The organism is Cyclobacterium sp. (genome assembly GCF_014762705.1).
Classification (GTDB): domain Bacteria; phylum Bacteroidota; class Bacteroidia; order Cytophagales; family Cyclobacteriaceae; genus Cyclobacterium.
Genome location: NZ_JABURL010000094.1, coordinates 91260 through 112374, shown reverse-complemented (window position 1 = coordinate 112374; position 21115 = coordinate 91260). Strand labels below are relative to the sequence as shown.

Below are 21115 nucleotides of genomic sequence, written 5' to 3'. Positions count from 1 at the left end.
TCATTTTTCAACTCCATGCCAATATTTTTCCAGACCTTTACCGTTTTGGCCCCCCTGGAAATGGATTTTTCCAAATAGTCCAGGGTTTTACTTTCCCAATCGTTGTTGGTAAATCCCTCCAGGGAAAAGGTCGTACCATAGGTAACGATATCCGGAAATTCGCTGATGAGTTTCAACGAAAAATTTTCCTGTGCTTCCGGTGTCAGGTTTGGAGAGGTATACACACTTACGTTCAGCAGTCTAAACTTATCCCGGGCTGCCTGACGTATAAAAACGGTATCGAAATCCGTTCTCAGGTGCACATGGGCATCGATTTTTTCTATACGGTCAAAATCTTCCAGGGAATAGTAGCTTTCTTCCACAATTTCAGGCGTTACATTATTGCTTTTCGGTGATTGACAGCAAAACACGAGGGTGGAAAGACAGAAAGAAAAAACAAATGGTTCGCCTATTTTGGTCATTATTTTCATGGTTTTCGAAGGAATGTGGTAATTTTTTTTCGGTTCTGGCCCCTTTCCTGTAAGATTGGATGAGGAGTTTTATCCCTGGTTTGGTATAATTTTAAAGAATTTTTAGGTTTAAAAAAAGGGTGGCACTCATTTACGAGGAGATTGTTGCGTTAGCCCTGCTACAAGGTATGCTGTTTCCGGCGCAAAATGAGGAAACTGGATCAGTTTGTCAAAAATACTATTCTGCAAAAAAAGCAGAAGTGAAAGGATTTTTTCGATGGTAAAATGACCATTCCTTCGTTTGATTTTACGTCACTTACTAAATAAGAGGGTTTTTCTTAACAATATTTGCTAATTTTTAAATTTATACCGATTATTAGGAATTGAATTAAATATTTACCCAAAATAACCATCGTGAAATACCAGGAAAACCCTATTTCCTTTAATGACCGCAATGAGCTTTGGCTATTGTTACGGAATGGAAAACGAGATGGTTTGGAAGGCTTATACCGATTATTTGCCCATGAACTTTTTAAGTATGGCCTGGCCTTGGTGAATGATGCCGATTTTGTGCAGGACTGTATTCAAGAAGTTTTTATTGACCTGTGGAAGTATCACCAAAACCTTCAAAAAGCGGATAATGTAAAAGTTTACCTTTTCAGGTCCCTCTCCCATAAAATATACCGTGAAAGTAAGAAGCGATCCAAATGGAAATGGGAAGAACTGGGAGATGAGGGGACCCGGCAGCTATCCTTGGAATCCAAAGAAGGGGAACTCATTGGGATGCAACAAGAAAGAAGCCTTCAAATCAAATTGGCGGCAGGGTTGGAAAAATTGCCCCTTCGACAAAAGCAGGCGATACAGTTGCTGTATTTTGAGCGGTTTTCCTATGAGGAAGTATCAAAAATGATGGGCATTAACCTTCGATCCGTATATACACTTGCCTGGAAAGCCATTGGTAGCCTGAAAAAGTATGTGGTTTCACTGCTGTTAGGGTTATTTTTTTTAATTTGAAGTGTCTGGAAAAATCCCCCAGCCCCCTTTGGGAAAGGGAGATTTGCTGAAAAGGAGATTTTTTCCTGAAATTGGGTAATGTAATTGGGCTAATAAACCCCAAGGTTTTTTAAATTCGGTAAGCCCGAACGTGCACAGATCCCCCTTATCAAGGGGCAAGGGGCATTTTTTGTGCCCATACCATTTATACGCTTACTGATTTCCGTAAATTTCCGTTATGGCTAACGATAAATAAAATTTAAATCTGTAAACTTTTTTCAGGACGGAGCTATTTTCGTCTTTAAATCCCCCAGCCCTTTTGGGAAAGGGGGAGTTGCTGAAATTCTGGCTTGTCGCTAAAATTGGGCAATGTAATCCGGCTGTGGAAAGCAAGGCTTTTGATATAGTGTAAATCCGAACGTAAACTAATCCCTCCGCCGCGGCGTAGGGCGGAGGGGGATTTTTTCGTTCATTCTGTTTCATTCCGCTTTTAATCGGGCTTTTAAAAAAAATTAAAATATTTTTTCTTTTAGAAGGATAACTTTATCCCTTCCTTGCCTCCTTTGTATGAATACCAATAGCATGTGCAAAAGAGATTATACCGTAGAAGATTTTGTTTTGGATGCTGAATTCCAAAAATGGGTGCTGCATCCCGATACAGGCACCAAAACCTATTGGGAAGCCTATGTGGCTGAAAATCCCGGAAAGCACAAAGATATGGTTCAGGCCAGAAAGCTGGTATTGAACATGTCCAGAAATGACAGGAAGGTGGGCCAGGAGCGCATAGAGGATACCTGGAAGACCATTGACCAGGCCCTTGATAAAATTCAAGTAGATGGCAGGGACAAAAAAATTATACCCCTGGACTCATCGGGTACCCTCAGGAGATTTGAAAAGGGGACTGGAGGGGAGTACAACAAGTCCATGCAATTTTACAGGCTGGTGGGCATCCTTGCCCTTGCTTTTTCCCTTTCTTTTATGGCCAGTTTGTTTTTTCCACAGCCTTCACCGCAGCTGGTAGAGCAGCCCCTCAAATTTGAAGAACATTTAGCTCCTCCTGGCGTGAAGTCCAACCTGACCTTGCAAGATGGTTCCCGGGTAATCCTTAACTCGGGAAGTTCCCTTCGGTACATTAAAAATTTCGAGCCCCATCAGCGGGTATTGGAGTTGCAGGGCGAAGCCTTTTTTGAGGTGGCGGAAGACAAAAGCCGACCCTTTAAAGTCAAAACCGGTCCGGTCACCACCACCGCCCTGGGTACATCCTTTAATATCAAAGCCTTTGAAAATGAGCCTTTGGATATTTCCTTGTTCACTGGATTGGTGGCAGTGGATTTTGAATTGATGCCCTCTCAAAATACACGGCTTGATAAGGGGCAGGGCCTGCAAATCAATCTGGACAGAGAGGAAGTAAAACAAGTAGCCTTTGATGCGCAAAAGGTGCTGGCCTGGACCAAAAAGACCATTGTCTTTGAACATACCCCTATGATCGAAATTAAACGGGTTTTGGAAAATTGGTATGGGGTTAAAATAAATTTTGCAAACCGTCCCAGAAATGATTTGGAATTATCGGGGAGATTTCACAACCAAACATTGGAGAACGTATTGGAAGGGCTGAGTTATTCTGCCCGATTTGATTTTAGGATAGATGAAGACCAGGTAACCTTAAACTTTAAATAAAAACACGCCTATGGACAAAACCTGACGAACAAAAAGGAAAAAGGGCCACAAGTGCGTCAACACCTATGACCCCAATGTAAGCGGAAACCGGGACGGCCATCCCTGTTCCGTTAAATGTTTATTTAACCGAATAGCCTAAACAAACAATGTAAAGATATGAAAAAATGCCTACTTAAGCATGTAATTTACATGAGCAAATTATTTACCCTGGCTTTCACCCTACAATGCCTCAGCATGAGTTTGCTGCTTGCCTGGAATGGCAATGCGCAGGTGAAAAGTATAGAAGAAGTAAACGTAAACCTTTCACTCAATCAGGTAAAGGTAGAAACAGCCTTTAAAGAACTGGAGAAGATAACGGATTTCAATTTTGTTTTTGCCGGCAGGGAAGTCCAGAACAGTCCATTGGTGACCATAGAAAGCAATGGAGAAAGCCTGTATGACTTGTTGGTATCCATTGCGACCCAAACCAACCTCCGGTTCAAGCAAGTCAACGAGACCATCCATGTCAAGAAATCAGACCAGAAAAGTTTGGTTGAGTTGGTGGAATATGATGACATCACTATTTCGGGTAAAGTTACGGATGAAAACGGAGAGCCATTACCAGGGGCTACGGTTACAGTGCTTGGCACCACCTCAGGTACCGTTACTGATTTAGATGGTAATTATTCCCTGACGGTTGAAGAGGGGGCCACTTTGGTATTTTCTTATATTGGATACATTGCCCAAAACGTCACGATTAGCAACCAATCCAGTTTAAACATTAGTTTGGAACCTGATGCATCAGCTCTGGAGGAAGTCGTGGTAGTGGGATATGGAGAAATCAAAAAGAGTGATTTGACAGGTGCAGTAGGTTCAATAGATTCAGAAGATATTATCAGGCAAAACCCAGTACAGGCAGCCAGGGCACTTCAAGGTCAGGTAGCCGGGGTAAATGTCAACAAAATCAATTCCCGGCCGGGATCAGATTATACCATTGATATCAGGGGACTTCAATCTATTGGTTTTAGCAATGAACCATTGATTGTGATTGACGGAGTAATGGGAGGAAAATTAAATACTTTGAATCCCAGTGATATAGCTTCCATGGATGTGCTGAAAGATGCTTCATCCTCTGCCATTTATGGTGCCCGTGGTGCCAATGGGGTAATAATCATCACCACCAAAAAAGGGGTGCAGGGTAAAACAAAAGTGACTTATGAGGGTTATGCGGGGGTCAAAACACCTGCTTTTTTGCCGGACCTAATGAATGCACAGGAGTTTTACGGAGCCTACAATGATGTGGTCCTTGCCGAAAATCCCAATGCTCAGGTAATTTGGACTACTGCCCAATTGGAGAATGTTCAAAATGGAAGATCTGTTAATTGGGTGGATGAAGTTACAGATCCATCCCTTCAAACCAGTCACGTGATCGCACTTTCCGGGGGGAACGAAAATACCACTCATTATTTTTCAGCGGGATATTTGAATGAGAGAGGAAATGTTTTGCACACAGGTTTTGAAAGATTCAATCTGAAAGGAAGTGCAGACAGCAAATTGAATAATGTAGTAAAAGTTGGATTTAATACGTACTATACCCATAGTATTTTAAGTACCGGTTCCTTTGAAACCTTGAGGAATGCATATAGGGCAAGACCAACAGGTACCATCTATTACGACGATTTAAGTAATCCCACTGAAACCAACGACAAAAATGTCGATGGATATGCTTTTTGGATGGGAATTAAGGATACTCAGGTCAATAATCCTTTAACAGAGGTAGCAGCCAAAAATTTTCAGGATGAAACAAGAGTTTCCAGTTTCTTAGGCAATGGATATGTAGAGTTGACTCCTTTTGAGGGATTAACATTCAAGTCCTCATTGTCGGCTTCAGTGTTTAACAGCAGAAGAGGTGAATTCCGGGGAGCAGATTCCAAAAGCAGGCTAAACAGACTGCCCAGCGCCGGAAATGACTTCCAATTTAATGGTTCCTATACCTGGGATAATATTTTAAATTATAAATTTAAGACTGGATTACATGATCTGAATTTTACAGCTGTACAGAGTGCGCTTCAGGAAAGATTTGAAAGCTCCATGATAAGGGTAGAAAACCTGGCATATAACTCGAGTTTTTATGCCCTAAATACCGCCGCCCAGATCAATGGTGTAGGGAGTGATTTGGTAGAAAGGTCTATCATGTCCTATATGGGAAGGTTCAATTATATTTTCAATGAAAAGTACCTGGTTACACTTACAGGAAGATATGATGGCTCCTCAGTTTTAGCAGAAGGCAACCAATGGGCATTTTTTCCTTCGGCAGCAATTGCTTACAGGATCGGAGATGAAGCGTTCATTCAAAATTTAAATTTGTTTTCAGATTTAAAAATCAGGTTAAGCTATGGTCGGGTAGGGAATGATGTTGTAGCACCTTACAGCACTCAGGCGTATCTGAACAGGACAGCATATGACTTTGACGGTAACCCTGCTTATGGTTATGCCCCAAGGAATATTGGAAATTCTGAATTGAGATGGGAAAATAGTGAGGAATTTAACCTGGGAATCAACATGGGCTTTCTTGAAAACCGGGTTAATACGGAAATTGAACTTTACAATAAAAAAACAAATGATCTGATCCAAAATGTAGCAATTCCTACCTCCCTTGGTTTTGGAGCGATAACATCCAATGTGGGGAAGTTGCTCAATAGGGGAATTGAGGTTACCATAAATTCAGTTAATGTTCAAACTCAAAATTTCAGGTGGAATACTACAGTTAATTTTTCTTCCAATCACAATGAAATATTAGAATTATACGGTGGAACCGTCCAGGAAGATATTGCCAACAGGCTTTTTGTAGGACACTCCCTAAGATCCAATTATTACTATGAATTTGATGGAATCTGGCAGTTGGATGAAGCAGAAGAAGCCTTATCTTATGGGCAGGTTCCAGGATCGGTAAAGGTAGTTGACCAGAATAATGACGGATTGATTTCTTCTTCTGAAGGGATCGATGACCGGGTTATTTTGGGAAATCAGTTGCCCAAATGGATGGCTGGAATTAACAACATGTTTACCTATAAAGATTGGGATTTGTCAATTTTTGTGTACACACGGCAGGGTGTGCAGTTCAGGAATAGCTTGCTACAGGGTACCATGGGAGATCTCGGTAGTAATCGCTACAATAGATTGAACCTCAATTATTGGACCGAAAATAATCCTACCAATGATTACTATGGTGTATGGCAAAATAACCCTTTCCGGGAGGCCATTCAATACAAGGATGCCAGCTTTTGGAGAATATCTAACATTACGCTAGGGTATACCTTACCACCAGGCCTGCTCAATACCATTAAATTCAGTAATCTGAGACTTTATGGTCAGGCCAATAATGTGTTTGTTTTTACCAAGGAAAAAAATATTTGGATGGATCCTGAATTCAATTCCGGTACTTACCAAGATGATGTTCCCCATTCCATTTTCCAGTTTGGTGTAAGTGCATCTTTCTAATTTCTCTTCCTGTTATTTAAAATAGTTACAAAATGAAAAAATATAGCTTTCAAAATGTGCTCCTGTTTTTTCTTCTCATGTTGAGTGGTACAGGATGCCAGGATTTTCTTAAAGAAGAATCCATTTCAAATATCACGACAGATTCTTATGTTACCACAGAAGCAGGGTACGAGGATTTAATTAAATCATGTTACCCACTACTGCGGGATTTTATTCTTCAGTATCCCATAGCCTTACCAGGGACTGATCTTTTCCAAAATGGTCTTTGGACTGAAAAAGCAGTAGGGCAGGGACCTGCCCTCGACACCTACGTAAATATCACATCGGAAACATTTATCGGGCCCTGGGATATATTTTACCGGGAGATTGGCAGGACCAATGCAGCCATCAGTAGGGCCGAAGACATTACTTATGCCAATCCGGCCCTCAAAGCGGCAAGAGTAGGAGAGGCCAAATTTCTACGCGCGCTTACTTATTTTTACCTGGTGCAGACCTGGGGGGATGTACCCATGCCCCTTGAGGAAACCATAACGGCAAATACCGGGGTAGAAAGAATAGCCTCAGCTACTATTTATTCTCAAATCATCAAAGACTTAACAGAAGCAGAGGCCGACCTTCCAGAGATTGCTACCGATTATGGCAGGGCGACCAAAGGGGCGGCACAGTTTCTTCTGTCAAAGGTATATTTGACCCGTGGCTGGAATTTTAACAACTCTCTAGGTGGGAATCCAGATGATTTCGACAAAGCGCTGGAGTATGCGGATAAAGTGATAGAAGCCTATCCATTGGTGGAATCCTACAACACGCTATTTCCCATACGTTCTGAAAATCCGTTGACCCAATATTCAGGTTCACAGGATCCGAAAAACAGTGAGGTGGTTTTTGCAATTCAATACAATAACGATGTGCTAACCAATGCCATGGAAGGAAATGGCCGGGAACCGGGCAATTATTACCATTCTATTTTTCCGGGAAACACAGAGTTGGTGGGTAGCAGGGGTAGAACCAGTGATTACAACCGACACTTGAACCAAAATGAACCCACACCCGCTCTGTATCGGTTATTTGATCCGCAGGTCGATAGCCGCTATTCCCATAATTTTCTACGGATCATTTATGCGCTTCAACCCGTTAATGATTATGCCTATAGTTTTGATGATCCAAGCTTGACGGTAAGCTATGAAGTAGGAGATACCGTTGCTTATTGGACTCCATGGAATAGGCCGGCTTCCGGTGCTGACAAGGGAATTGACGAGGGAGGATCCAAGAATTATGCTGTTATGAATCATGAGCAGATCATTAGTGGAGAGGCCATTTCAAGGCTTACTGCTTTCAGACCCACCATGTGGAAATTTTGGGAACCAAACATCCCCTATGGAGATGGTCATGGAACCTTTGATTTTGCTTTGTTCCGATCTGCCGAGGCATATCTTTTAGCCGCTGAAGCTATCGTGAAAGGTGCTACAGGCGGCTCTTTGGGTGGTGCAGAGGTCTATTACAATAAAGTGTTGGATCGGGCAGTAGGTCAGGGAGTGGATCCGCAAAAAGCAAAATTTCCTGAAATTCTAAGTTCATTGGAAACAGAGTCCTACAGAGCCACCGCTGCCAATATTTCAATTGATATGATTTTGGATGAAAGTGCAAGAGAGTTAATGGGTGAATTCAATAGGTGGTTTGATCTGAAAAGAACGAATAAATTAATTGAGAGAACTCAAAAGTATAATTTTTGGACAAAATCCAATGGTGCATTATCAGAAATGCATTTGCTTCGACCTATTCCTCAACACGAAATTGACAGGACCCAGCCGCCCTTGCAGCAAAACCCCGGGTACTGAACCGCGAAATTGAATGGGTGAATTGGGATTAAAACGGGAGACTTTTGTTTTCCCGTTTTAATTCGCGGTTCATCTTTTAGTTAAAAATTAATTAGCAATCTCTATCCGAACGCTGATCGTTTCCTGTCAAAATCGTAACCGGATTCAAGGGGTTAGTTATCATTTCTTGATCTATTGACTGAGACTCAGGGTGTGGATAACCGGGTCAGGTAATTGGTTAAAATACTGAGATTGCAATAAAAATGAAGCCGATTTGTACATGAGAACGGTAGTTTTCTTTTTTCTGACTGTGCTATTGTCCTATCATGAATGCTTTTGTCAAATACAGGGAATTCAAAAAGGCGAACTTGTCTATCAAAATAATATGGATTCTGAGGGAGCTGTGGATGATTGGATAATGGAAGGTCCCGGACGGGTCAGGTTTCAGGATGGCTGGATGGAGATGTATTCTCCGGAAGAAAAATTCCACCATGTATTTTGGTGTCCGGAGGATTTTCCAGGGAGTTTTATTGCTGAATGGGAAGCCCAAAACCTGAATATTGAAGCCGGTTTGTGTATAATATTCTTTTCCGCCAAGGGGAATAATGGTGCCGGTATTTTCGATACTTCTTTTCCCGAAAGGGATGGTACCTTTAGACACTATACCAAAAGTGAACATATAAATGCTTACCACATTTCCTATTATGCCAATGGAATAGATAATCCGGGGAGGGAGATTTCACACTTGAGGAAAAACAGTGGGTTTCACCTGGTTCAGCAATTGGAACCTGGAATTCCAATAAGCTCTGAAAAAGTCCATAAGCTCAAATTGGTGAAAAACGATTCCCGGATTTTGATGTATATAGACAATCGAAAAATCATTGATTGGGTTGATGAAAAGGACCTGGGACCTGTTTTGCAGGAAGGTAAAATTGGCTTTCGACAAATGAAATGGACGCATTTCCGATACAGAAACTTTAAAGTTTGGGAACTCTCTAAATGAGAAATCATAAAGAAAATACAAACGGATTTTTTGGATCAACAAAAATGGGTTTTAAAGGTTTTGTCTTTATTGCCATTGGTATATTTATTTTTATAGGTTTTATTCTTTTTGGCCGGGGAAAAACCAACAATAAGAGTGGTGCTATTGAAGATCTATACCAATTGGAAGTGGTATATCCAAGGTACCTGGACTATCCAAAACCTTCTTCAGGCATGGTAGCACTCACCAATCCACCGGTTTTAAAATGGCCAGTTGAAAAAGGTGAAAATATCAGGTATGAAGCCCGTTTATCATCGGATAGTATTTTTTCTAACCCGGAAAAGATACTCGAATTAAAGGACAGCCCCTGGGCGATTTTTAACCCGCATCAGAAGTTGGGAACAGGTACCTGGTACTGGCAATTTAGGAAATCCGGAGGAAAATGGTCAGAAACACAACATTTTAGGGTAGCTGATAGTGTAAGGTCAATAGTGTCCCCCACTGCTGAGCAGTTTTTGGAGGCATTGCCTTTATCGCATCCAAGAGTACTTGTCACCCAAGCCGATCTTGCTCAAGTTCGTCACCTGGACCCAAATAGCGATATCCGGGCCATTTTACTGAATGCGGAAAAAGCCCTTGAGACCAGCATCCCTGAGGAAAATGAAGGCCAACCTCTAAAAAAAGGTAAAGGTGAGGAACAGAATAAAAAGCTTAGACTTGATGCCAGCAAGGAACTGGGGACCCAGGTTTACGAATCAATTCTGGCCTTATCAGAAGGCTATATTTTAAGCGGTAAGGAGGAGTATGCTGAAAAAGCCATTCAAATAGCCTTTGAAGTAGCCAGCTGGGAACCAAGAGGGGTTTCAAGTATCAATGACTTTGGAGATGCGCGATGTATGTTATCCATGGCATTGGTATTTGACACGTTTTTTGACAGACTCAGTGAGACTCAAAAAGCCGGCTTACTGCAATCTATTAAGCCCAGGGCAGCTCATTTTTATTCCAACTGGATCAATAATATTGAGTCCAGGGTTTTGAGCGGACATGTTTGGCAGCATATCCTTCATTATTTTTTCCAAACTGGTATGGCGGTATACGGTGCTGAACCGGATGCAGCAAAGTGGCTGGCATATGCCTATGAATTGTTTTTGGCAAAAGCTCCTGTCCTGGGAGGAATGGATGGGGGATGGGCAGAAGGGGTTTCCTATTTTCGAATGAATATGGAAACTATGATAGATATACCATTGTATATCAAAAAATTCACAGGATTTGATTTCATCAATGCACATCCCTGGTATGTAAACCAGGTGGATTGGATGATCTACCATATTCCTCCAGGATCTGCATCGGATGGTTTTGCAGATAATTCAGAAGAAATGGATATGCCAGGTACGGAGTATGTTGCTTTTGCTCTCGAACTAGCCAAACTTACCAATAATTCCAAAGCTTCCTGGTATGCCAATAAATGTTTAGAATACGAAAAATCTGATTTATCAGGTCATGCTACTCTCAGGTGGATACGGCTAACAAAGACCAGGGATTTATCCATTCCTGATCCTAAACCCAGTTTAGACTTGCCGACCGGAAGGTCTTTTCATGACATAGGTGTGGTATCCATGCATAGGGACATTAGCAATACAAAGGGAAACCTGATGGTAGCCATGCGTTCAAGTCCCTTTGGCTCATATGGGCACATGCTCTCAGATCAGAACGTTTTCAATGTGCTGTATGGAGGGAAAAAGCTTTTTTACAGAACTGGATATAAGGTTTCTATGAGCGATCCTCACAGAACAGGTTGGTACCAGCACACCAAAAGCCAGAATGGGATATTGGTAGATGGGATGGGCCAGCCATATAGTACGGAGGCTTTTGGATGGATAGCCAGATTTTTGCATGCCGATGAATTGGCATATGCCAAGGGGGATGCATCTATGGCCTATAAGAGTAAGGAAACCGGAGAAGACTATTCGGTTCTGAAAAATTACAGGCACCTGATTTTGTTAAAACCGAACCTGCTTCTTGTATATGATGAACTGGAGGCAGGTAATCCGGTAGAATGGTCCTGGCTTATCCACAGCCTGGATGAAATGAAAATCAACAGGGAAAACCAAACCTTTGCCGTTCAACAGGAAACGGCTATTGGAGCGGGGCGAATATGGGCCTCAGAAAAACTGCTTTTACACCTGCAAGATACCTTTGATGTTGATGCTGTAAATTGGCGAGGGACGCTTGGGGAAGATGGGAAATTAAAATCCTACGAAAATAACCAATTCCATTTAAAAGCAAGTACCTCTAAAAAATCTTTAAAAATGCGGTTTTTCACCATCATTCAGGTAGGGGAGGACCTGAACGATTCCGAATTGTCTGAAGGATGGAGCGAAAATGGAAAAGTAGAAATTAAAATAGGAAACTGGACAATCAGTGCCAACCTGGATTTAGAGACAGCACCAGACCTTTTTATTCAAAATCATGTTTCAGAAACGGTTTTTTCTTCCCATGGAAAAATGCTGCGCCTGAAGAATCAATCCTATGCAGGAAAGTATCCTGGGAGTAGCAGACTGGGGGTAATTAATGAAAGTGGTTTTCCTTTATTTAAAGAGGTTAAGGACCAGGTACCCTACGAAATGCAAGCTAGAATGCAGTACGTACAAAACAATAACCAGTAAATTAATAATCTTTCCGAAGACTATCACCAGACTAAAAATAGCCTTAGCCATCATGAAAAGAACCCGCTTAATTTCGCCGTTTTTATGGTTATTGTGTGCATTGGGTAGCAGCAGCTCTTTTGCGCAGGAAAAGACTGTCCCTCCCAATTTTATTTTTATCCTTACCGATGACCAGGGTTGGAGTAGCACTTCCATCGGAATGGACGACCGCTTTGCCGCATCCAAAAGCGATTTTTTTGAAACGCCATCCATCGACCGTCTGGCAAGAGAAGGGATGCGCTTTACCAATGCCTATGCGCCAGCTGCCATTTGCTCTCCCACCCGAAGAAGCATTTTGTTTGGACAGACTCCTGCAAGGCTCGGGGACGAGACCTTTCCCGATACCCATCATCCCCGGTCGAATTCCTCTCAGCTGACCATACCAGGTTTGTTGAAAGGTATTGATAGCAGTTACAAGGCCGCACATTTCGGTAAATGGGACTTACGGGCGGAGATCTTTCCCGAAGACCTGGGTTTCGACGAAAGTGACGGCGATACCCGGAATGCACACGGTAATTTAATGACAGCAAAAGACAATAAATGGGAGACAGTGTTTTTAACCAACGACCCTAAGCGAAGCTCCTCCATTACCCGAAGGGGAATCAACTTTATGGAAAGGCAGGTGAGTCAGGGCAATCCCTTTTACCTGCAGCTATCGCATTATGCTCCACATGTAGACATGCAGACCCGTGAAGCCAGCCTGGAGAAATACCGGAACAAACCAAAAGGTGCCAGGCACAACAATCCTGCTTGGGCGGGGATGTTGGAAGATATGGATTTTACCATTGGCCAGGTATTGGACAAGGTAGCATCCCTGGGTATTGCCGGTAACACCTACATCATACTGATGGCGGACAACGGTTCTGTGGAATTGTTGCCCCCCGTGCCTTCGCTGCAAAAGTTGCAACACCCCGATACATTCGATCAACCCCTGCGCAATGCACCCCTCCGGGCAGGCAAATGGACGCTCTACGAAGGGGGGATACGGGTTCCATTTATGGTAAAAGGTCCCGGGATTAAACCCGGTACCATGAGTCATGAACCGGTAGGAGGTTGGGACATTTTGCCAACTATCGCCATACTAGCTGGGAATACTGACCTCCTGCCGGAGTACCTGGATGGAGGCAGTTTTGCCGGCATTTTGCGATCCGAAGGAAGAGGGGAGGTTCTGAGAAAAAACGATTTCCTGGTCTTTCACCGATACAGCGAGGGCTATCCCCACTCGGCCTTGATTCAGGGGGAGTTTAAACTTATTCGGTTTTGGAAAAGCGGCAAGCTGGAATTGTACCACCTGCCGACCGATCTTGGCGAAACGAGTGATTTGTACCCTATTCAAACCGCAAAGGCGGAGGAGTTGGATAACATGCTAGCGACCTACCTGCAGGAAGTAAACCCGGAGTTAGCCAAAAAATTGTTATCCTATTAACACTTTTCCAGGCTGATACCATTACTAGTTCTTTGCATGTTAGCAGGCCGCGCATTTTTCCAATGAGTTTGAAAGCTTCAGCCCACATTTCAGCTATCGATAATAAGTGACTGATTTTTAAAAATTTAAATTTTTTCGATTTCCGTTTTGTGAAAGGCTGGTGTTTGGTTTGGAGGATATCGTAAATTCGCTCCAGGGTTTCATTTGGCAGGGTACATTTTTGGGTAGTGACTTTTTTGTCGTAAGTGTTTGTGCCTAATTTGGTGATTACTTTTTGTGTCTTTCCCATTCTTACGATTTCACTCCAGCAGCTTTTGATGCCGTTGTGTTTTACCTGATGCCATTTTTTGGTTTTTCATTTGTTAAATCACTTTCCAAGGTAAATAAGGGCAAGGAAGGTTCACTTGACAGCGCATAACGAAGAGGTGAGTTCAGAAACTTGAATTTTTAAAATTTTAAGGATTAATCTGGCAAATTCTAACCTATTTACTTTGATTTTATCTTAATATTTATGATTCTGTAACTAGAAATTTTACTCACCCGTTTTTAAATTAAAATATCTAATCTTTGGGTTAAAGAAATAAGAAAATAATCGATAAATATCAGATCACTTAATAAAATTATGATGAATACAAATAGAAGAACATTTTTAAAATCAGCGTCAACAGCAGGTTTAGGAGTATTATTTATTCCTAATTTTATTGAACGTCCACCAAGTACAAAATTGCGTTTTGCAATGATTGGTGTAGGCGCCAGAGGTCGTGCGAGTTGGAGCCAGGTTGCCGTAGAGGATATTGTGGCCATGTGCGATGTTGACGACAGGATGACAAAAAATGCCTATAAAACGGTACCTAATGCTAAAAAGTACAAAGATTTCAGGCGGATGTTTGACGAAATGGCCAACGAAATTGATGCGGTTATGATAGCTACGCCTGACCACACCCATTTCCCTGCGGCAATGGCTGCCATGCAGCTTGGGAAACATGTATTGGTAGAAAAACCACTGGTGCATAATATCTGGGAATGCCGAACCATGAAAAAAGCAGCAAAACATTACGGTATTGTTTCGCAAATGGCAAATCAAGGACATACAACCCATGGAATCAGATTAGTAAAAGAATGGTATGATGCAGGTGTTCTTGGGGATGTAAAAGAAGTAATTAGATGGGGAGGCCCGACAACGTTTAGTCCGGATGGATATTTCTCGAAGCCTGAAGCGTTTCCATTTCCAGTACATGAAGTTCCTAAGGGATTGGATTGGGATTTATGGAAAGGTCCAGCAGCTGATCTTCCTTTTAATAATGAATACGCACCTAAATCGTGGAGAACCTTCTACGATTTTGGTAGTGGAGCGATGGCCGACTGGTGTTGTCATACCTTAGACGCTCCTTTCTGGTCATTGGATCTTGGAATGCCACACACCGTAGATGCAGTGGTGCCAAACCCTGAAGTTCCTGATCATAGCATGATTGCACAGGAATCAACCATCACCTGGCAATTTGGAGCTCGCGGTAATAAACCACCTGTTACCATGAAATGGATTGAAGGCATGGGCAAACCGGAATTAAAAGAGGAGTATGGGCTCGAAGAAATGCCGGATAATGGGATGATTATGATCGGTTCTAAGAAGACACTTTACCATGGTGGCCGTCCAAACAATCCGCGGTTACTTGTTCCTGAAGAAGAATGGATAGATTTCCAAAAGAATAAACCAGCAGAAACCATTCCAAGAGTGGAAGAAGAAAAACCGGTACAAGAATGGGTGGCTGCCATCAAAAACGACACCTTGCCGGGCTCAAACTTCGATTATGGTGCTGACTTAACAGAGATGGGACTTGTTGGTGTACTAGCGCAACGTTTTGGCGGAACCATTAATTACGACGAAAAGAACATGAAGGCTGTTGGTCGTCCAGAGCTAGATGCATACATCAAGGAACCTGTTCGCGAAGGATGGTCATACGGAGAAGATCTTTGGTAGAATAGACCTCCTTATAAAGAAAAATATTGGTGAAAGGATTGACAATTCCTTGATTTGATGCCGGTCGACCCCTGAAAAATACCTTGGTGACTTTTTTTGTCAGAAAATGGATAATTATTGGAGAATCATGCCTTGGACGATAGTTTACCAAGGTATGAAGAATCGATCCGGATTTGTATGTTCATCTAATGGAGTAACCCAAAGTCAATCAGGTGTTTTTTGCTCAAAATGATACCGGTTCATCCGCAGAAAAAATAGATTATTGCTTATATCCCATTGAAACGATCAATTATGTATCTAATCACGGCAATCCGTTTTAAGAAAAAAACAATAAATACCAGTCCATCCAGACCATAGAACTTCCCACCGATAAAAAGGACATCCACATAAGAAAACCCTCAAAGCCAATCAAGGAAGTCCAACAGATCTACCAGGCCGCCGGCTGAAAGGATACCAAAAAGGCAGTGAAAAAATATGTAGTGTACCACGTATTTTTTAAAACACTGACTAATAGGATATTAATTTACTAAAGGGCTAAGTTGGTTTAATATTTTGTATTTTTTCTATTTGTCCATATTTTATAATATTCCCAATAAATCAAGCCACGGAACATGTTATTGTAATTGAAAATAACATTTTTTGATTCTTTGATTTATTTTAAATTATTACTACTTTTTGGAACTATCTTAAATTATAAATAAAAAACCTTAAGATAAATTTATAGGATTCTGAATCAGGAGTGAATGGTTTTTTCTTAGATTAATCACTAATAAATTAAACGATAATAGCTAACATATTATACATGATGGCTAAAATAATGGATACTTGACTAGTTGTATTCTGGTAAATTTAATTTTTAATTTAAACCCAACTGTAATGGAAATAAAAAATAATTGCAGCAGTAACAACCCTAATTTTTGTCTTTATCTGAGAAAAATTAGGCAAAAAGGGATACCTTTTCTAAAGTTGATTTCTGGATATTTTTTATCCCTGCTTTTTATCGGACAACTTGCTGCTGCTGGTTTACCCATACATAAAAGCGAATTTCTTGGAGGAACGAAGGTTAGCTCCAATAATATCAATCCCCATGTCATAGACCCATCAGTTCCTGAAAGGGACCTGATGGTCTTACTTGTAGACATTCAAATCTCAGGAACCGTTACCGATGAAAACGGGGAGCCTTTACCGGGGGCAACTATTTCCGTATCGGGATCCAGCATAGGTACTGCTACAGATCTGGACGGGAAATATTCCCTTACCGTTCCGGAGAATGCAACTTTGGTTTATTCCTATATAGGATATGTATCCAAATCTGTAGTCGTAGGTACGCAAAATATTATAAATGTATCATTGAGCGAAGACCAGTCATCCCTGGATGAGGTAGTGGTAGTTGGATATGGAACAGTAAGAAAAAGTGACCTTACTGGCTCAGTCAGTTCTATTCAAGCTGATAAATTGAATACAGATTCCCAGGCATCGGTAGAGCAGATCATCCAGGGAAGGCTTCCGGGTGTGCAGGTTACCCAAGCAAGTGCCCGACCAGGCGGAAATTTTTCCATTAGAATAAGAGGATCTAATTCCATAACGGCAGGAAATGAACCGCTTTATGTGATAGACGGACTTCCCGGAGCAAACCCGGAAAACTCATTAAATCCGTCCGATATAAAATCCATAGAAGTTTTAAAGGATGCCTCTGCCACCTCAATTTATGGAGCCAGGGGTTCAAACGGCGTTGTATTGATAACCACCAAAAATGGAAAGCAAAATAGTCCTTTAACTATCAATTATAATGTAACGACCAGTATTCAAGCTGCCACGAAAACATTAGACATGATGAATGCCCAACAATACATGTCATTTTACAATGATTTGTACCTCGATAGAGGTCGGGAACCTATCTTTAGTCAAAATGACTTTGCCAGCATAGGTGCAGGTACAGATTGGCAAGCTGAGATTTTTCGCTCGGCACCCATTCAGGAACATCGTGTTTCTTTTTCGGGTGGATCTGAGGATACCCAGTATTTCTTATCCTTAAATGCTTTTGATCAGGATGGCATCGTAATAAGTTCTGGTTTTAAAAGGTTTTCCGGCCGGATAAATCTTACTCATTCTGTGGGTGATAAGTTAAAGGTGGGGATCAATTTCAATAATAGCTATGTTAAAGAGGATCAAGTACCACTTGGTCTTGGAGTTAATGCTACTGCTGGTGTCATTGCGGCGGCATTACAATTACCACCTACAGAACCGGTATTCAATAGTGATGGAACCTACTCAACCAGCTTGCAGGATTTGAGCAATCCGGTTGCTCAGGCTCGAACTATGGATCGATTTGAAAGACGAACACGTCTTTTTGGTAATGGATTTTTGGAATATGAGCTCATCAGTGATTTGAAAGCAAAACTAAATTTGGGTGTAGATCAGAGCATTGCAAGAAGTGATACTTTTGATGATGTGGTGACTCAAATTGGACTTTTGAGACAGGGTCAGGCATCGCAGGGCCTGAGGGAAAACAATAGTTATGTTTTTGAGTTAACATTGGATTACAACAAAGTAATCAATGGTCAGCACAGGTTGAATTTGCTTGGTGGTTATTCTTACCAGGAATTCATGAATTCAGGGTTTAATGCAAGTGCTATGAGTTTTCCCACCACATCTTTCGGACCAAATAATTTGGGTTCTGGTGATCCTTTCCTAAATGAAGTTGGGTCATTTAAAGGGAAAAACAATATTGTTTCAGGTTTTGGCAGGGCGAACTACTCTTATGATGAACGTTTTTTGATGACGGCATCATTTAGGGCGGACGGGTCTTCCAGGTTTGGAGCCAATAACAAATTTGCCTACTTTCCCTCAGGAGCACTTGCATGGAACATATCCAATGAGTCTTTCTTCCCGAAAGAAGGTCTTGTTTCAGATTTCAAATTAAGGGCTAGCTATGGCGTAAGCGGAAACCAGGAAATTGATAATGGAAGATCGCTTGTTCTTTTGGGTTCAGGACCAATTGCGGTTTTTAATGGTGATGAATACCAATCTATCGCTCCTAATCAATTGGCAAATCCGGATCTAAAATGGGAAACAACAGAATCCTTTAATCTAGGAGTTGATTTAGGTATGCTTTTCGGGAGAATTACCGGTTCAGTGGAATACTTCCAGAACAATACCAGGGATTTATTATTGCTTTTACCCATTCCTACCACTACAGGTTTTGGTAATTCTTTGCAAAATGTAGGGAATACCAGAAATAGTGGTTTTGAACTTTCATTATCGTCAAGGAACTTCGTCGGTAATTTTTCCTGGATAACAGATATAAATCTGGCTACAGTAAAGAACGAGGTTACTAATCTTGGCCTGCTACCCAGGATTCTTCAAGGCGGTACCCGGTTCATGCAAGATTATACGATTTTGGAAGTGGGTAGCCCTGTCAATGCTTATTATGGTCATGTGTTTGAAGGAGTTATTCAGTCTGCAGAGGAACTGGCCAATTCACCCACTCAGACAAACGGTGCCGTCGGCAGTAGGAAATTCCAGGATTTGAACGGTGATAATGTGATCAATGATCAGGATAGAACCATTATAGGCGATCCATTTCCTAATTTCACTGTTGGACTAAACAACACGTTATCTTACAAAGGTTTTACACTAGATGTATTCCTGGAGGGTAAATTTGGTTTTGAAATGGCAAATTTCACAAAAATTGATTCTGAAAATCCAATCGATGATTTAAGAAACAGACAAACCTATGTTTTGGATAGATGGACTCCTGATAACCCAACAAACGAGAATCCATCTTTTGTTAACCCTTCCCGAACCTATGATTTCAATAGCAGGGTAGTAGAAGATGCTTCTTTTGTAAGATTAAGAAGTGCCAGGATAGCATACAGCTTTCCAAACTTAAATATTAAGGGTATTGGATCATTGCTTCTATTTGCCTCAGGTCAGAACCTGGTCACCTGGACCGACTACAGTGGTTATAATCCCGATATTAATTCTTTGGGAACTTCAAATTTAAGGATTGATTATAGCGCTTACCCTCTTGCCAGAACATATGCAATCGGAATTAATGTAAATTTTTGAAAATATGACAAAGATAAAATCACTTAAACCCCTTATTTGGTTGGCAATGATTTGTTCAGTGCTAATTTCATGCGAAGACTTATTGGAAGAAGAAACCTTTACCGTCCTTAGTCCCAATGATTTTTTCAACACAGGCGATGATCTTGATGTAGTTCTTAATTCTGTGTATGGTGAATTAAGGTATAGTGATATAAAGCGAGACGGGGTAACACTTCAGGAAGTAAACACTGATATCGCATTGGAACGTGGCGGAGGGATATTTACCTTCAACGAACCCATTGAAGAATTCACCTGGACAAGTTCGCACCAATGGATCAGGAGTATGTGGGAGCGTCGTTACCGCACGATTTTCAGAACTAACGTAGTTTTGGACAATGCTGAAGGTATTGAAATGAACGAAACCAGAAAAAGAGAAACAATTGCTGAAGCCAGGTTTCTGCGTGCATTTAACTATTATTTGCTGTACGATCTTTTTGGACCTGTCCCCCTAATCACCCAAAGCCAAACAACAGTTACTGATCGGCCAGCAAGAGCTACCGAAGAAGAAATCGTTTCTTTCATTGAAAATGAACTCATCTCCGCAGCTGAGGCATTGCCTTTGGAACCGAGGAATGCCGAATATGGCCGTGCCACTAAAGGGGCCGCTTTGGGTACGCTGGCCAAGTTTTACATGATGACAAAAAAATGGCAAGATGCTGCATCTGCGACCCAGGAGGTAATGGATTTAGGATTATATGATTTGTTTACCCAGGGCAATAGAACCGAATTATTCAGTCCCGATAACCAAAGAGACAATGAATTCATTTTTGTGGCAGTAATGTCGGATAATCCGGACGATAATACCGGAGATGGCTGGCTTAGCCATGTCGTTCCCAGAGGCTATCAATGGCAATATCCTCCACGGGTCATTTTTGCCGCAGAGTATAAGATATGGTCTGCGTTCTTAGAACTTTTTGAACCTGAAGACGAAAGACTAGATGCATTTTTATTTGAATTTGTCAATGAGCAAGGGGAGACAATTGTGTTGGGTGAAGATAACGCCCGAAGCATGAAATTTCCTGAATATCCGAGTCAGGGGATCAGCCGTTCGTCTGATGATTTTCCTTTTTTAAGGTACGCAGATATCCTTCTTTCCCGATCGGAGGCTTTGAACGAAATCAATGGTCCGAATCAAGAATCCATAGATTTGTTGAATATGGTAAGGGAAGCAGCCGGGGTTTCCTCTTTCACCATAAACGATTTTTCCGGCAAGGAAAATTTAAGGAACTTTATATTAGACGAAAGAGGTAGGGAATTCCATACCGAGGCATTAAGGAGACAAGATCTGATACGTCACGGTAAATTTATAGAAATGGCAAAAGGGCGTGGAAAACCCGCTATGGACCATCAGGTTAGGTACCCTATTCCACAAACTGAAATTGAAAGAAATCCTAATTTAACGCAAAATGAAGGATATTAGATTTACTTCTTTTAAATTGTCATGTTTTCTTTCTTTTCGTTTATTGCCATTACGTAATAGATAATTGCTAACAGAGAACTT

The 21115-nt window shown here is 41.5% G+C and carries 10 protein-coding genes and 1 pseudogene; 10 read left to right on the top strand and 1 reads right to left on the bottom strand.

The window, feature by feature from the left end; translation table 11 throughout:
- Window positions 1–470 (bottom strand): annotated as a pseudogene (locus HUJ21_RS18210) (hypothetical protein); the annotation flags it as partial.
- A gap of 393 nt (window positions 471–863) precedes the next feature.
- Between HUJ21_RS18210 and HUJ21_RS18205 the strand changes: the two are divergent.
- The 10 genes from HUJ21_RS18205 (at window position 864) to HUJ21_RS18160 (ending at window position 21034) form a co-directional block, all read left to right on the top strand.
- Complete coding sequence (locus HUJ21_RS18205) at window positions 864–1463, top strand: sigma-70 family RNA polymerase sigma factor (RefSeq protein ID WP_291371993.1); 600 nt, start codon at window positions 864–866, stop codon at window positions 1461–1463.
- Between the two features lie 561 nt (window positions 1464–2024).
- The gene (locus HUJ21_RS18200) at window positions 2025–3119 is read left to right on the top strand and encodes a FecR family protein (protein ID WP_291371992.1); all 1095 of its coding nucleotides are present in this window, start codon (window positions 2025–2027) and stop codon (window positions 3117–3119) included.
- 189 nt (window positions 3120–3308) lie between these two features.
- Window positions 3309–6599, top strand: a complete 3291-nt coding sequence (locus tag HUJ21_RS18195) for a TonB-dependent receptor (RefSeq protein WP_291371991.1) — start codon at window positions 3309–3311, stop codon at window positions 6597–6599.
- A 32-nt stretch (window positions 6600–6631) separates the two neighbouring features.
- Entirely contained in the window at window positions 6632–8434 is a 1803-nt protein-coding gene (locus HUJ21_RS18190; RefSeq protein ID WP_291371990.1) for a RagB/SusD family nutrient uptake outer membrane protein, read from the top strand.
- A gap of 259 nt (window positions 8435–8693) precedes the next feature.
- Window positions 8694–9416 carry a DUF1961 family protein gene (locus HUJ21_RS18185; RefSeq protein WP_291371989.1) on the top strand — a complete coding sequence of 241 codons (723 nt, stop codon included), beginning with the start codon at window positions 8694–8696 and terminating at the stop codon, window positions 9414–9416.
- Window positions 9413–12061 carry a DUF4962 domain-containing protein gene (locus HUJ21_RS18180; RefSeq protein WP_291371988.1) on the top strand — a complete coding sequence of 883 codons (2649 nt, stop codon included), beginning with the start codon at window positions 9413–9415 and terminating at the stop codon, window positions 12059–12061. The genes HUJ21_RS18185 and HUJ21_RS18180 overlap by 4 nt, the downstream gene beginning before the upstream one ends.
- 52 nt (window positions 12062–12113) lie before the next feature.
- Window positions 12114–13526, top strand: coding sequence for a sulfatase (locus HUJ21_RS18175; RefSeq protein ID WP_291371987.1), 1413 nt, complete (start codon window positions 12114–12116; stop codon window positions 13524–13526).
- A gap of 622 nt (window positions 13527–14148) precedes the next feature.
- On the top strand, window positions 14149–15504 hold the full coding sequence (locus HUJ21_RS18170) for a Gfo/Idh/MocA family oxidoreductase (RefSeq protein WP_291371986.1): 1356 nt from the start codon (window positions 14149–14151) through the stop codon (window positions 15502–15504).
- 876 nt (window positions 15505–16380) lie between these two features.
- Window positions 16381–19575: a TonB-dependent receptor gene (locus tag HUJ21_RS18165; protein ID WP_291371985.1), complete on the top strand. Its 3195-nt coding sequence runs from the start codon at window positions 16381–16383 to the stop codon at window positions 19573–19575.
- Between the two features lie 4 nt (window positions 19576–19579).
- Window positions 19580–21034, top strand: coding sequence for a RagB/SusD family nutrient uptake outer membrane protein (locus HUJ21_RS18160; protein ID WP_291371984.1), 1455 nt, complete (start codon window positions 19580–19582; stop codon window positions 21032–21034).
- Window positions 21035–21115: the final 81 nt, after the last annotated feature.

What these genes read in the sequence shown, in the direction of transcription:
- HUJ21_RS18180 (WP_291371988.1), top strand. Translation starts at nt 9,413, where the DNA reads ATGAGAAATCATAAAGAAAATACAAACGGATTTTTTGGATCAACAAAA.
- HUJ21_RS18195 (WP_291371991.1), top strand. Translation starts at nt 3,309, where the DNA reads ATGAGCAAATTATTTACCCTGGCTTTCACCCTACAATGCCTCAGCATG.
- HUJ21_RS18200 (WP_291371992.1), top strand. Translation starts at nt 2,025, where the DNA reads ATGTGCAAAAGAGATTATACCGTAGAAGATTTTGTTTTGGATGCTGAA.
- HUJ21_RS18175 (WP_291371987.1), top strand. Translation starts at nt 12,114, where the DNA reads ATGAAAAGAACCCGCTTAATTTCGCCGTTTTTATGGTTATTGTGTGCA.
- HUJ21_RS18170 (WP_291371986.1), top strand. Translation starts at nt 14,149, where the DNA reads ATGATGAATACAAATAGAAGAACATTTTTAAAATCAGCGTCAACAGCA.
- HUJ21_RS18185 (WP_291371989.1), top strand. Translation starts at nt 8,694, where the DNA reads ATGAGAACGGTAGTTTTCTTTTTTCTGACTGTGCTATTGTCCTATCAT.
- HUJ21_RS18165 (WP_291371985.1), top strand. Translation starts at nt 16,381, where the DNA reads ATGGAAATAAAAAATAATTGCAGCAGTAACAACCCTAATTTTTGTCTT.
- HUJ21_RS18160 (WP_291371984.1), top strand. Translation starts at nt 19,580, where the DNA reads ATGACAAAGATAAAATCACTTAAACCCCTTATTTGGTTGGCAATGATT.
- HUJ21_RS18190 (WP_291371990.1), top strand. Translation starts at nt 6,632, where the DNA reads ATGAAAAAATATAGCTTTCAAAATGTGCTCCTGTTTTTTCTTCTCATG.